This window comes from Halobellus rarus, assembly GCF_024494595.1.
Taxonomy (GTDB): domain Archaea; phylum Halobacteriota; class Halobacteria; order Halobacteriales; family Haloferacaceae; genus Haloquadratum; species Haloquadratum rarum.
In genome coordinates this window covers 358451-371853 of sequence record NZ_JANHDI010000001.1, presented here as the reverse complement: position 1 = coordinate 371853, position 13403 = coordinate 358451, and the positions used below count along the sequence as shown (strand labels likewise).

Here is a 13403-nt window from a genome sequence, read left to right as displayed (position 1 = left end):
AGGGTAGTGTTTTGTCGGCCGCCAAATCGACGGATACGACCGTCGCTGCGGAGGTATGACTCGTTTTGACACACGTTCGGCGTTCGGCCGATCCGAGCGCCGACCGACGCGGTCACGACGTCGGGGCAAGAGTCTTGTTCGATCACCCCCTGAGAGAGATACACATGGACCTTCGAGTACGCGGCGACGTCCCGGCCGACCCGTTTCTCGGCGCGGGCGACCTGTTCGAGACCGAGTACGACCTCGAACTGCCGGTGTACGTCGACGTCCGGACGGACCCCGACGAGCGGACCTGGGCGGCGCACTACGACGATCATCACGTGCTGAACATCTCGCGGCAGGCGGCGACGAGCGCGATGGCCCGCGAACTGGTGGTCCACGAGCTCGCGCACATGGCCCGCAACGAGGAGGGGCACGCCTCTCACCACATGAAGACCGAGGAGGCGCTCTTTCTGGCGCTGTCGGGGGAGTCGGTCGAACGCCGGAAAGTCGCCCACTGCTATCAGATCGCGAACCACATGAAGGACATCTACGCCGACGACATCACGCTCTCGGTGATGCCGCCGGCGAAACTGGTCTCCTTTCTCGAATCCGAACTCGCGCGTGCGGTCGCGACGCGCCCGGACCCCTCGCCGTGGCCCGACTCCCGCCGCGTCACGGCCGGATCGGACCCCGAGATCACGGCCGTCAACGCCGCGTTCGCGCTCGGCCTCGTCGAGCGACACGATGTCGTCGATCGCGACCACCGCATCTACGACCTGGCACACGCCGCCGCCGACGACGCACCGGGCGTCGACCTCGACGCGTTCAAGCGGCGGTTCCGCTCGCTCGGCGAGGATCCCTCCGCGAGCGACTACCGGAAAGCGCTGGTCGACGCCACGCGGGCGTACGTCGTCGGCGACGCCACCGGGGACGTCGCCGCCGACTGAGCGGGGCGCGTAAAAAACCGAGGACGGCGTCGCTGCGGGCTGAGAAGCGGTGTGCGAAAAACGGGAAGAAGACCGGAAAAGAAACCGAACGTCGGGTGCGAACGGTCTACCGTGCCGCTTCGGCGACGCGCTCGGACTCCTCTTTCTGGCCGATGGCGTACGACTGGACGTCGTAGTCGGCCGCGCCGATGAGGACCTGCGCGAGCGCCTCGTCGGCGCTCTGGGGGCTCTTGTAGGAACCGCGCTGGGTGCCCTCGGCGATGAACTTCAGCGCCTGGTCGACGCGGCGCTGGGGCGCGACGTCGACGGCCTGCGGGACCGAGATGCCGCCGTACTTCAGGCGGACGGTCTCCTCTCGGGGGGCGGCGTTCTCGACCGCGCGGACGAGCACCTGCACCGGGTTCTCCTCGGTGCGCTCGTGGACGGTCTCGAAGGCGTCCTTGACGATGTTCATCGTCTTCTGCTTGTGGCCCGTGTTCTCCTCGGTCTGCATCAGGCGGTTGACGAGGCGCTCGACGACGCTGATCTCGGACTTCTGGAACTGCTTTCCGGCGTGACGACCCATCGTGTGCGCGATGGGCGTGACGTTGATGTAACGCTCCGTCGAGGGGTCCGAGTACTCGATCTCGGTGACGTCCCAGACGCCGAATAGCTGCGCGTTCGTCTCCGCTTCCTCGCTGTCGGCCGGGGAGTCCGGCTCGGGGGCTTCGCTTTCGGACATCTTAGCGCACCGGCTTTTCGGCGTTGCCGCGGACCAGTTCGATCATCGAGACGCCGTTGACCTTCTCGACCTTGTAGTTCACGCCGGAGAGGTCGCCCATCGCGCGACCCTTCGCGCCGCCGATCCCGGCGATCGTGACCTCGTCGTGCTCGTCGATGAAGGAGATCGCGCCGTCACCGGGACAGAATGCGGTGACCTGCTTCCCGTTCTTGATGAGCTGCACTCGGACGCACTTTCGGATGGCCGAGTTGGGCTGTTTCGCTTCGATCCCGACCTTCTCGAGGACGATCCCGCGTCCCTGCGGGGCCCCCTCGAGGGGGTCGGACTTTGCACCGAGACCGCGTTCGCGTCGCGCGTACTCCGAGTCGGACCAGCGTCGCTTCTGCCGGTCCTGCTTGAGTTTCCGCGCGGCGTATTTGCCGTTCGCCATAGTGACCCTGAGTTCCCGGCGGAGCTACTTAAGCCTCCCTTTTCGGATTCCACGAAACGGACGCAGGTCGGATTAGCGACCCCTAAGGACGAATCTGAGGGCGTCTCTTCGGTCGCAGGTTACGGTCACTCCGCGGAGGAGAGCCCCCGAACGGCGCTGAGAGCGGGTCGTTTCGACACCCCGAACTCACGGATCGTCGGGTTCGTCGGTCGCATCCCGCTTCTCGACGTCGACGGACACCGAGCCGGTGAGTTCGCGGGACGAGGGCGGCCCGAGCGTCACGTCGACCTCGTCGAATCTGGATTTCACTCTTCGTCGGAAATCGGACCTGAGCGTCACGAGGTTCACGTCCATCGGGTCGTCGACCCAAAACTCCGCGCGAATCCGAACCGAGCCCGGACCCAACTCGGCGAGCGTCGCGGTCGGGTCCGGTCCCTCGAGCACGCGGTCGTCGCCGCGGGCGACCTCGACCAACTCGCGCAGCGCCAGTTCGACGTCGTCGCCGTACCCGATCTCGAAGGACTCGACGACGCGGTACCGATCGCGCCCGTACGGTCGCGTGAGCGCGTTCGCCGTCAGTTCGGTGTTCGGCACGGTGATCGTCTCGTTGTTCAGCGTTCGGACTCTCGTCACGCGGAAGTCGATCTCCTCGACGAAGCCCTCGCCGCCCGGCCAGGCGATCCAGTCACCGACGTTGAAGTCGGGATCGGCGACCAGAAAGAGCCCGCTCGTGAGCGAGCCGACGACGTGCTGGCTCGCCGCGCCGACGACGAGGGTCAGGGCGGCGACGACGATCGAGAGGTTCGTGAGGAGCGACCACAGACCCGCACCCGCGATGCCGACGAGCGTTGCGATCGCGACGATGAGAGCGTGGGCGTACGTCCGCGTCGCCGTCGCGATCGTGGGGTTGTTCCGGTTCCGCGCGACGACGACGCGGACGGCGATCGGGATGACGACGAGGCGGCCGAGCGAGTACGCCACCGTCGCGGCGACGGCGAATCCGAGCATCCCGCGAGCCAGGTCGGCGTACGACTCGGTGACGATCCCGTCGAACAGTCCGGGCGGGACGATCTGGGTCGGCCCCGCGAGCGCCGGCCCGAACAGTTCGGAGAGCACGGCCGGACAGACGGAGACCGAGACAAAAAGTGTGGGGTGAAATCGGGTAGCCGGATCCCGGTCGGCGGCAGCGGTCGAACGCGGCTACGTCAACGGGATATCGCCGACTACGTCAACTGGATGTCGTCGACTACGTCAACGGGATATCGCCGACTACGTCAACTGGATGTCGTCGATCTCGTGGTGCCGCTCTGCGAGCGTCCGCGCCGTCTCGATGTTCTTTCCCTCCGCGCCGATAGCGACGCCGCGGTCGGCGTCGGGGACTTCGGCGTAGGCGACGCGCTCGCCGCCCTGTTCGGAGAGCGTCACGTGTCGGACGGCCGCGGGCGCGAGCGCGCTCTCGACGAACGCGACCGGCGTGTCGGCGTCCTCGACGAGTTCGACGTCGCGGCCGATCGATTCCTCGACCGCGCGGACGTGCTCGCCGCCGGGGCCGATCGCCGTGCCCATCTCGCCGGCCGCGACGAGGATGACGACCCGATCGTCGTAGACTAAGCAGTCGCGGGCGGTCGCCCCCGTCTCGTCCTCGAAGCGGGCGATGAACTGGCGCGCGTCGTCCGACAGCGTGACCCGCATCGGTCAGTCGTCCGCGGGATCGAGTTCGACGCCGCCGTCGGCCTCGATCGACCCCATCCGGAGGTCGACGTCGCCGGTCCCGATCGAGACCGGCTTGCCGACGATGACGTTCTCGATGACGCCGTCGAGGTCGTCCTCTTCGCCGTGGACCGCCGCGTCGAGCAGGTGGTTGACGGTCACCTCGAAGGCGGCGCGGGCGAGGACGGAGTCCTTCGAGCCCGAGATGCCGTGGCGGCCGATCGATTCGATCTCGCCGCGGTTCGTCATGATGTCCGCGACGAGCATCAGGTGCCGGATGTTCACGTCGTCGAGACCCTGTTCGCGCAGCGTCTCCATCGTCTCGTTGATGATGGTCTCGCGGGCGGCCTCGACGCCGAGGTTACGGTAGACCTCGTGGATGTTGTTACTCGTCGACCGGGTCGCGTCGACGCCCTCGATCGTGAGGACGTCGCCGAAGGCCGATCCCTCGGTGTAGAGGACGAACTCCTCGCCGTCGGTCCGCTCGTTGTCCTCCTTGCGGATGACGACCCGGGAGATGTCCTCCAGTCCCTTGAACACGATCTCTCGCAGTTCCTCGACGAGCTGGAGCAGCCGGCGGTAGCTCGGCTCGTCGGGGCCGAACTCGATGAGCGTCTCCGAGCGCCGCGTGCTGACGCCGAGGGAGTCCTCGATGGTCTCGGCGATCTCCTGGGCGACGGTGTCGATGCTGTCGACGGTCGGCCACCGCTCCTCGAGCGTCTCCTCGTTGAGGTCGACCTGCACGACCATGTCCGCCACGTTCGTCGAGATGTCGCCGAGCGCGAGGATCTTCGTCGCCTCCATTTGCCAGACGACCTCGTGGGCGCGCTCGCGGTTCTCGGCGTACTCGTCTTCGAGGTGGACCGTCATCATCGGCGTGTCGGGCGTCTTTCGCGCGTCGACAAGTTCGATGAGGCGCGGCAGCCCCTGCGTGACGTCGATTTCGGCGACGCCCGCGTAGTGGAACGTGTTCATCGTCATCTGCGTTCCGGGTTCGCCGATCGACTGCGCGGAGACGGTCCCGACGGGGTCGTGCGCCTCGACGCGGTTGTCCTCGTAGCGCGACGAGATCGCCTGTGCGATCTCCTCGGCCTGTTCGAGCTCGACGCCGCCGCGGTCCTCGATCGTCTCGTAAATCCGGTGCCGGAGGCTCTCGGGCAGGTTGTGGTCCCGCACGATGGCCTCGATGTCGTCGTCGACGTACTCGTACTCGTCAGTCATCTGATTCCACCCCCAGGTTCCGCGCCTTGTCCAGGCCGGGACCGGCGTACTCGGAGATGTTCGTCGGCTGTTCCTGTCGGCCGAGGAACAGCTCTTTCTCTTCGGCCGAATCGAACTCGGCCTCGATGATTCGGTCGGCGACGTTCTCGACGTCGATCGGGTTGTCCTCCGAGGAGGAGACCTTCACGGGCGAGGTGCCGTCCTCGCCGAACTCGAACTGAACGACCGTCCCCGAGGTGTCGCGGACGGTGCCGTCGTACTGCGCCTCCAGTTCGGAGAGGGCGTTGATCAGGCGACGCTGCAGGTACCCGGACTTCGACGTCCGGACGGCGGTGTCGACCAGGCCCTCGCGGCCGCCCATCGCGTGGAAGAAGAACTCCCGCGGGGTGAGCCCGCCGCGGTAGCTGTTCTCGACGAAACCGTGCGCGTCCGCCGAGAGGTCGCCCTTCTGGTAGTGGCTGAGGGTTCGCCCCTCGTAGCCGCGGTTGATCCGCTCGCCGCGAACCGCCTGTTGGCCGACGGAGCCGGCCATCTGCGTGAGGTTCAGCATCGACCCACGCGCGCCGGATCGGGCCATCACGACCGCCGGGTTGTCGTCGCGGAAGTGGTCCTCCGCGATCTCGCCGGCGGAGTCACGGGCCTTCCCGAGCTGCTGCATGATCTTCATCTCCAGGGTCTCGTCGACCGTCCGACCCGGCAGCGACTCGAGCTCGCCGGCCTCGTAGATCTCGATGAGCTCCTGGACGCGGTCGTAGGCGTTGTCGATCGCCTCGTCGACCTGCTCGTTGGCCTCGGGGGGGATCGACTCGTCGTCGATCCCGATCGAGAACCCGAAGTGCATGATCGCGCGCATCGCCAGCGACGCGACCTCGTTGACGAACACGCGCGCTCGCGTCTTCGAGTGCTTCTTCGCCAGCGTGTCGACGACCTCGCCGCCGAACGCCCCGACGGCGTCCTCGTCGATGGTACCCGAGATGAGCTGTCCGTTCTCGATGACGACGTTGTCGCCTGCAGACGACGTGAAGTCGAGGTTCAGATCGTCCGGCAGGAGTTCGCTGAAGAGCTGTCGGCCGGTCCAGTAGGGCTGGCCGGTGTCGTCTTCACCGGCAGGGTCGGGCAGGGTGTCGATGCTCGTCGCCCGGAGCAGGTCCAGCGCCTGCGTCTCGGAGAACTCGGGGTTGCCGTTCGTGAGGAGGTAGGTCCCCGAGATGTGGTCCTGGATCGCGCCGATGATGTTCTCGCCGAAGCGGGGGCTCAGCATCTGCTCCTGCACGCGCATCAGCACGCGGGCCTCCGCCCGCGACTCCTCGGTCTGCAGCGCGTGCATGTTCATCTCGTCGCCGTCGAAGTCGGCGTTGTACGGCGGACAGACGACGGTGTTCAGCCGGAACGTCTTGTACGGCATCACGACGACCTCGTGGGCCATAATCGACATCCGGTGCAGCGACGGCTGGCGGTTGAAGATCACGATGTCGCCGTCGATGAGGTGTCGGTTGACCTCCCAACCGGCGTCGATCTTCTCTGCGAGCTCCTCGCAGTTCTTCTCGGTCACCTTCAGCCGACGCCCGTCGGGGCGCTTGACGTAGTTCGCGCCGGGGTGGCCCTCGGGACCGTTCTGGACGTACTGCCTGGCCCGGTCGAGGTTCCGCTCGGAGACGTTCATCGTCTGGGTCATCTCGCGGGCGACGCGCTCGGGGACGCCGACCTCGTTGAGCGAGAGCGTCGGGTCCGGCGAGATGACGGTCCGCGCGGAGAAGTTCACGCGCTTGCCGGAGAGGGAACCACGGAATCGACCCTCTTTGCCCTTCAGACGCTGAGAGAGCGTCTTCAGCGGGCGACCGGAGCGGTGTCGCGCCGGCGGCGTGCCGGAGATCTCGTTGTCGACGAACGTGGTGACGTGGTACTGCAGCAGTTCCCAGAGGTCCTCGATGATCAGCTGCGGCGCGCCCGCCTCGCGGTTCTCCATGAACCGCTGGTTGATGCGGATGATGTCGACGAGCTTGTGCGTCAGGTCGTCCTCCGATCGCTGGCCGTTGTCCAGCGTGATCGACGGCCGCGCGGTGACCGGCGGTACCGGAAGCACGGTGAGGATCATCCACTCGGGTCGCGACCGCGAGGGGTCGATTCCCAGGGTTTCGATGTCCTCGTCGGGGATGTCCTCGAACCAGTCGCGGATGTCCGAGGGCATGAGCTTGTTCATGTCCTCCTCGGTGAGGTCGACGTCGAGGGCCTTCTCGAGTTTTTTCCTATCTTCGCCGACGGGGCGGAACTCGCCGGAGAGAATGTCGTTGACTCGACTGAGGTCGAGTCCCGACGCCTCGGCGAGTTCGCTGGGCGACATTCCGCCCTCGTCCTCGTCGGGGTCGGGCTGCATCGCCGAGGCGATGCGCTCGGAGTAGTCGCCCGCGAGGACGTCCTGGACCTCGTAGTAGGTGGTCGGCTTCTCGTGTTTGATGTCGTGCTGCGGCGCGCCGCAGTGCGGGCAACGGCTGGCCTTCCGGGCCTGCCGAACCGCGGCCTTGAGGACGTCCGTCCAGTCCTCGCCGAGTTCCTCGTTGCGCTGGAGGCCCTCGCGGAACTCGTCTTGCTCCTCGGCCGTCAGCGAGAGGCGACCGCAGTCCCGGCAGGTCGAGCGGAGCAGGCGTCGGATCAGTTTGGTGAAGCCGACGTGGATGACGGGCGCGGCCAGTTCGATGTGGCCGAAGTGCCCGTTACAGGAGCCCGAGTGCGAGCCGCAGGTCCGACACTCGAGGCCGGGGTCGATGACCCCGAGGCGGGGGTCCATCAGCCCCATGTCGATTGGGTAACCGTCGTCGTCGTACGTGTCCGCGGTGATGATCTTCGTCGCGGACATGTCTCGGTACGTCTCCGGGTCCATCAGCCCGAACTGGATGGCACCGATCTCTTTGGGTGTCTGCATTGACATTGTGTGGGTGGGTGTGTGAGTGGTCAGACCGCGTCTTCGAGGTCCAGGCGTGGTCGGATGCCGAGCGCGATCATCTCGTCGAGGAGCAGCTTGAACGCGTAGCTGATCTCGATCTCGTGGATGTCGTCCTCGTCGCCGGTGACGGGGTCGTAGATGCGGCGCTGGCCGCGGTCCTCGACGGCGACCATCCCGGTGTCGGCGGAGATGTACACCGTCTCCTTGTCGGAGGAGTCGAGAAGCCGCTCCTGCAACACCATCGCCGCGCCGTGGCCGATGACGGTGTCGCGCTCCATCTCGCCCAGTCGGAGGCCGCCCTCGCGGGCGCGCCCCTCGGTGGGCTGGCGGGTGAGCACCTGCACCGGCCCGCGCGAGCGGGCGTGCAGTTTGTTACTCACCATGTGGTAGAGCTTGTGGTAGAAGATCGTCCCCACGAAGATATCGGCCTCGATCTGTTCGCCGGTGACGCCGGAGTACATGACCTCCTTCCCGGAGGATTTGAAGCCGTGATCTTCGAGTGCGCCGCGGAGTTCGTCCTCGGACTCGCCCTGGAAGGCGGTCCCGTCGACGCGCCGTCCTTCGAGCGAGCCGACCTTTCCACCGAGCATCTCCAGCACGTGGCCGACCGTCATCCGCGACGGCAGCGCGTGCGGGTTCAACACGAGGTCGGGGACGACGCCCTCCTCGGTGAAGGGCATGTCCTCCTGGGGCGCGAGGTGGCCGACGACGCCCTTCTGTCCGTGTCGGGACGCGAACTTGTCGCCGAGTTCGGGGATCCGCTGGTCGCGGACGGAGACCTTCGCGAGTTTCGAGCCGTCTTCGCCCTCCATCAGCGTGACCGTGTCGACGACGCCCGATTCGCCCGAGCGCATCGTGACCGAGGTCTCGCGTCGTTTCTGCGGGGAGAGCCCGCCCATATCGTCGGGCTCTTCGAGGAACCGCGGCGGCGACGTCTTCCCGAGGAGCACGGAGTTCTCGTCGACTCGAGTTTCGGGATTGACGAGGCCGTCCTCGTCCAGGTGCGTGTACGCGTCTTCCCCGCGCGCACCGCGGACGTCCTGGCTCGGGACCTCGAAGCGGTCCTCCTGACCGCCGGGGTAGCGTCGTTCCTCGCCCTCGTAGGTCCGGAAGAAGTGCGAGCGGGCCATCGCCCGGTCGACCGACCCCTGGTTCATCACGAGCGCGTCCTCGATGTTGAACCCCTCATACGACATCACGGCGACGACGAAGTTCTGCGCCGCCGGCCGCTCGTCGAACCCGATCTGTTCTGTGGTCTGGGTCTTGACCATCGACAGCTGCGGGTAGTGCAGGAGGTGCTGTCGCGTGTCGGGGCGGATGCGGTAGTTCGCCGCAGGGAGCCCCAGCGACTGCTTCATCATCCCCGCGCCCAACGTGATGCGCGGTGACGCGTTGTGCTCGGGGTACGGAATCATCCCCGCGCCGATGCCGAAGATGAGCTGCGGGTCGATCTCGAGGTGCGTGTGATCCTCGTCGATCTCGTCCTCGTCGACGGCGACGTAGATGTCCTCTTCCTCCTCGGCGTCGATGAACTCGACGTAGCCGCGTTCGACGAGGTCCTCGAACTCGACGCTGCCCTCCTTGACCGCCTCGATCTCGTCGTCGCCGAGGAGCGGTTCGCCGTCCTCGACGACGATGAGCGGTCGGCGAGCGCGACCCGAATCCGCGTTGACGATGACCTCGCGGGTGCGCTCTTTCACCGAGACGTTGACCATCTCGCTGACGTCGCCGCGGCGGCGGGCCTCTCGGATCTGTTCTGCGAGCTGTTCGGGGTCGGGGTGCGTGCCGACCAGACTGCCGTTGACGTAGACTTTCGCCTCTCGTTGTGCCTGAGCCATCGTTTAGTCGTCCGCGGGTGTACCGGCTGTCGGTCCCTCGATACCGGGGATTCCTTCCACGCCCATCGACGCCAGTTCGCGCTTGAGCGACTGTTCGTCCTCGACGTTCTGTGAGAGCTCCATCGCCTGCGCGAAGTTCTTCACGAGTCCGCAGTTCGGTCCCTCGGGGGTCTCGGAGGGACAGATGCGACCCCACTGGGTCGCGTGCAGGTCGCGCGCCTCGAAGTGTGGCTGACTCCGCGAGAGCGGACTGCGGAGTCGCCGCAGGTGCGAGAGCACGCCCATGTAGTCGGTCCGGTCGACGAGCTGTGAGACGCCGGACCGGCCGCCGACCCAGTTCCCCGTCGCGATCGGGTGTTCGAGCCGCTCGGTGAGGACGTCGGAGCGGACCACGGTGCTGACGGTGAGGTCGCGGTTCCGCATATTCGCCCGTTCGAGCTGGTACTTCACGTCGCGCGCGAGCTTGTTCAGCGCGGTCCGGAACAGGTCCTTCATCAGGTCGCCGGAGACCTTCAGCCGCTTGTTGGCGTAGTGGTCCTTGTCGTCGGACTCGCGGCGGTTCAGGGCGAGCTCGAAGCACGCCTCGGCCATCCGGCAGAGGTAGTACGCCTTGTTGATGCGGACGTCCTCGTCCTCGACGCCGTCCTCGTGGAGGTGCGGCAGCAGGTAGCGGTCGATGACGTAGTTCGCCCGTTTCAGCTGGTAGTTCTTACCCTGGCCGCCGGCGACGCGCTCGCCGAGCGTCTCGATCGCCTCCTGCTCGGTCTGGACGTCGGCCTCCTCCAGATTTTCGAGCATGAATTTCACGATCTCGGGGTCGTCGCTCACTCGGTGGACGATCTCCTCGTCGGATTCGAGCCCGAGCGCGCGGACGAGCGTCACGAAGTTGACGCTGCCGGAGACCGAGGGGAACGAGACTTCTAACAGCCCCTCGCGGTTGCGCTCACAGAGGACGAGCGCGCGGTAGCCACGCCGCTGGGAGAACGTCTTCGCGACCTGGATCTCGTCGCCGTACTTCGAGTCGTACTCCGCGAGGATCTTGTTCGGCGCGAGGTCCTCGCTCGTCATCAGCACCCGCTCGGAGCCGTTGACGATGAAGTAGCCGCCGGGGTCGACGGGGTCCTCGCCGATCTCGACGAGGTCCTCCTCGGAGAGGCCGTCGATGTTACACTTCGAGGAACCGACCATGATGGGCATCCGGCCCACTTTCGTCTCGGTCGTGTCGACGACCATCTCCTCTTCCTCCTCGCCGCCGCGGACGATGGACATCTCCATGAACACCGGCGCGGCGTAGGTGATGTTCCGGAGGCGGGCCTCCTGCGGGAACAGCAGTTCCTCGGAGCCGTCGGCCTCGCGGACTCGGGGAGTCTCGATGCGGACGTCGCCGAGTTCGACGAAGACGGGCTCTTCGCCCTCCTTGTCGCCGATGTCGGTCTCGATCCGTTCCTTCTCGGTGACGACGTCCTGCATCCCCCGCTCGAGGAAGTTGTTGAACGAGCGGAAGTGGTGCTCTGCGAGCCGTTCCTCCGAAAAGTACTCTCGCGAGACGGCGCGTCGGTCCTGTCGGTTCATTCGATCACCAGTCGGTACGATACCGCTTTGTCTGTGGTTCGGGAGTCGCGGACGATCTTGACGACGTCGCCGACCTCGGCGTCGTCGGGGAGCGCGGGATCTTTCCGCTTGATCTTCGGAAGCTCCGCGCGCTTGACCTCGTACTCCGTCAGCATCGATTCGACCTCATCCTCGTCGACGAGCGTGTGCTCTGGGACGAGTTCGTGTTGGCTTACGTCTACCATGTCTGGGTGTGCTGGGTGTTGAGTAGGGAAGAAGTTGTCACGGGATACTACAGGCCCGTTCGGATGGAAGCCATTTAACCCTTGCCAACTCCGGGTCGGATAAGCGCGGCTCACCATCACGAGTACCCCCAGCACTCGTGTTGCGTTGACACACGCGAGTCCCAGATAAAGGTGTTGCGGCGGTCGGGGCGATCGGCCCCCGATTTCGACGAGGGTTTACAATCCAGGACGGGGCCAGCACCCCCGTGATCTGAGAGTCGCCCCGCGTCGTGTCGCGGTTGTTCGGCACAGCGGCGCGAGGTCGAGAGCGACGACGCTGCGACGGGGGCGTCGTCAACGCGGGTGCCGACTGTTCGCCAAATCGCGGGACACCAGTGCCGACGTCGTCCGCTCGTTCGCCGTCTGCCCGCTATTCGACGACGAGGCTCGTCCGCTCGTCGACCGCGTCCGCCTCCTCGAAGTCGCCGCCGCCCAGCAGGCCGCGAGCCGCGTTCTTCCCCCACTCGACGGCCGGCTGCGTGAACGTCGATACCGCCGCGAGCTCGCCGTAGAGGACGCACGCCGCCTCCATCTCGTAGAGCAGCGAGCCGAGGCTCCGCTCGTCGACGGCGTCGATCTCGACGCGGACCGCCGGAACGCCCGACTCGACGAGGCTCGCCTCCGTCGCCTCGAACTCGGCGTCGAGCAGGTCCCCGAGCGAGGAGCCGCCGAGGTACGACAGCCCGTCGAGGTCGGTCTCGGGAATCGTCCGATCCGCGTAGTCACGCGGCCGGACGAGGGTCACGAGCTTGTCGCGGGGGCCGGCGCGGTACAGTTGGAGCTGCGAGTGCTGATCGGTCGCGCCGAGCGCCCGCGCCGGCGTCTGTCCGAGGCCGTCCTTCCCGAGGCTCTCGGCCCAGAGCTGTGCGAACCACTCGGCGAAGGTCTCCAGGCGCTCGGCGTACGGCATCACCGCGTTCGTCACCGCGCCGCGGCCCGCGAGCGCGTACGTCGTCGCGCCGTAGGCGTACGCGGGCGTCTCGAACAGCGACCCGGAGAGGCCGTCGGCGGCGTCCGCCGCGCCCGCCCGGATCGCCTCCAAGTCGTGGCCCTGGATTGCCGCGACGGCGAGGCCGACCGTCGAGAGCGCCGAAAACCGACCGGGAACGCCGTCGGGGACCGACAGCGAGGGGAGGTCGTGCTTTTCGGCGAGCGACCGGAGGTTCCCGGACTCGCCGGTCGTCACGAACGTCCGATCGGTCCAGTCGACGTCAGCGTCGGCCATCGCGTCGCGGACGACGAGGAAGTTCGCGAGCGTCTCCGCCGTCGTCCCCGACCGGGAGACGACGTTGACGACCGTCCGGTCGAGCGGGAGCGCGTCGAGCAGTCGCGAGACGTGCTCGGGGTCGACGTTGTCGAGGAAGTACGCGTCCGGATCGTTCGGGCCGGCAAGCGCGTCCGCGAAGGTCGCCGCGCCGAGGGCGCTCCCACCGATTCCGACGGTGAGGACCGCCGCTGCGTCGTCGAACGGCGCGACCGCTGTTCGGATCGCATCCAGGTCCACCGTCGAGGGGAGGTTCAAAGCCTCGTACCCGTGTTCGTGATTGTCGCGCCCGGTCTCGATCCGTTCGTGAGCCGTCGCCACCTGTCCGTCCAGTCGTTCCAGCGACTCCCGTGAGACGCCTGGCGTCGCGTCGAGAGAACTGCCGAGATCGACGTGCATACCTCGCCAAGGACCGCCGCAGACGAAAAAGCGGTCGGTCTGGAGACGGCGGTTCGGAGAACCGAGCGGCCGGGGAACGGACGTCGACGACCGACCGGTCCGTTCAAACCGTCTC

The 13403-nt window shown here is 66.7% G+C and carries 11 protein-coding genes; 1 reads left to right on the top strand and 10 read right to left on the bottom strand.

Annotated elements, in window-relative coordinates; translation table 11 throughout:
• Positions 1-164 precede the first annotated feature (164 nt).
• Positions 165-929: a DUF5781 family protein gene (locus NO876_RS01940; RefSeq protein ID WP_256419979.1), complete on the top strand. Its 765-nt coding sequence runs from the start codon at positions 165-167 to the stop codon at positions 927-929.
• Between the two features lie 106 nt (positions 930-1035).
• Here the strand turns inward: NO876_RS01940 and NO876_RS01935 are convergent, their stop codons facing one another.
• From NO876_RS01935 to NO876_RS01890, 10 genes are all read right to left on the bottom strand, one after another.
• Complete coding sequence (locus NO876_RS01935) at positions 1036-1650, bottom strand: 30S ribosomal protein S7 (protein ID WP_256419978.1); 615 nt, start codon at positions 1648-1650, stop codon at positions 1036-1038.
• A 1-nt stretch (position 1651) separates the two neighbouring features.
• Positions 1652-2080, bottom strand: coding sequence for a 30S ribosomal protein S12 (locus NO876_RS01930; RefSeq protein WP_089768796.1), 429 nt, complete (start codon positions 2078-2080; stop codon positions 1652-1654).
• Between the two features lie 186 nt (positions 2081-2266).
• Complete coding sequence (locus NO876_RS01925) at positions 2267-3196, bottom strand: mechanosensitive ion channel family protein (RefSeq protein WP_390277103.1); 930 nt, start codon at positions 3194-3196, stop codon at positions 2267-2269.
• Positions 3197-3349: 153 nt separating this feature from the next.
• Positions 3350-3772, bottom strand: coding sequence for a NusA-like transcription termination signal-binding factor (locus NO876_RS01920; protein WP_256419977.1), 423 nt, complete (start codon positions 3770-3772; stop codon positions 3350-3352).
• Positions 3773-3775: 3 nt separating this feature from the next.
• Positions 3776-5011: a DNA-directed RNA polymerase subunit A'' gene (gene rpoA2 / locus NO876_RS01915; RefSeq protein WP_256419976.1), complete on the bottom strand. Its 1236-nt coding sequence runs from the start codon at positions 5009-5011 to the stop codon at positions 3776-3778.
• On the bottom strand, positions 5004-7931 hold the full coding sequence (locus NO876_RS01910) for a DNA-directed RNA polymerase subunit A' (RefSeq protein ID WP_256420240.1): 2928 nt from the start codon (positions 7929-7931) through the stop codon (positions 5004-5006). The genes rpoA2 and NO876_RS01910 overlap by 8 nt, the downstream gene beginning before the upstream one ends.
• A 29-nt stretch (positions 7932-7960) precedes the next feature.
• The gene (gene rpoB, locus NO876_RS01905) at positions 7961-9790 is read right to left on the bottom strand and encodes a DNA-directed RNA polymerase subunit B (protein ID WP_256419975.1); all 1830 of its coding nucleotides are present in this window, start codon (positions 9788-9790) and stop codon (positions 7961-7963) included.
• Positions 9791-9793: 3 nt separating this feature from the next.
• A complete protein-coding gene (locus NO876_RS01900) occupies positions 9794-11362 on the bottom strand; it encodes a DNA-directed RNA polymerase subunit B'' (protein ID WP_256419974.1) in 1569 nt (522 codons plus the stop codon).
• Complete coding sequence (locus tag NO876_RS01895) at positions 11359-11586, bottom strand: DNA-directed RNA polymerase subunit H (RefSeq protein WP_256419973.1); 228 nt, start codon at positions 11584-11586, stop codon at positions 11359-11361. Before NO876_RS01895 ends, NO876_RS01900 begins: the two co-directional genes overlap by 4 nt.
• A gap of 409 nt (positions 11587-11995) precedes the next feature.
• Positions 11996-13288, bottom strand: coding sequence for a glucose-6-phosphate isomerase (locus tag NO876_RS01890; protein ID WP_256419972.1), 1293 nt, complete (start codon positions 13286-13288; stop codon positions 11996-11998).
• Positions 13289-13403: the final 115 nt, after the last annotated feature.

What these genes read in the sequence shown, in the direction of transcription:
- NO876_RS01940 (WP_256419979.1), top strand. Translation starts at nt 165, where the DNA reads ATGGACCTTCGAGTACGCGGCGACGTCCCGGCCGACCCGTTTCTCGGC.
- NO876_RS01935 (WP_256419978.1), bottom strand. Translation starts at nt 1,650, where the DNA reads ATGTCCGAAAGCGAAGCCCCCGAGCCGGACTCCCCGGCCGACAGCGAG.
- NO876_RS01930 (WP_089768796.1), bottom strand. Translation starts at nt 2,080, where the DNA reads ATGGCGAACGGCAAATACGCCGCGCGGAAACTCAAGCAGGACCGGCAG.
- NO876_RS01920 (WP_256419977.1), bottom strand. Translation starts at nt 3,772, where the DNA reads ATGCGGGTCACGCTGTCGGACGACGCGCGCCAGTTCATCGCCCGCTTC.
- rpoA2 (WP_256419976.1), bottom strand. Translation starts at nt 5,011, where the DNA reads ATGACTGACGAGTACGAGTACGTCGACGACGACATCGAGGCCATCGTG.
- NO876_RS01910 (WP_256420240.1), bottom strand. Translation starts at nt 7,931, where the DNA reads ATGCAGACACCCAAAGAGATCGGTGCCATCCAGTTCGGGCTGATGGAC.
- rpoB (WP_256419975.1), bottom strand. Translation starts at nt 9,790, where the DNA reads ATGGCTCAGGCACAACGAGAGGCGAAAGTCTACGTCAACGGCAGTCTG.
- NO876_RS01900 (WP_256419974.1), bottom strand. Translation starts at nt 11,362, where the DNA reads ATGAACCGACAGGACCGACGCGCCGTCTCGCGAGAGTACTTTTCGGAG.
- NO876_RS01895 (WP_256419973.1), bottom strand. Translation starts at nt 11,586, where the DNA reads ATGGTAGACGTAAGCCAACACGAACTCGTCCCAGAGCACACGCTCGTC.
- NO876_RS01890 (WP_256419972.1), bottom strand. Translation starts at nt 13,288, where the DNA reads ATGCACGTCGATCTCGGCAGTTCTCTCGACGCGACGCCAGGCGTCTCA.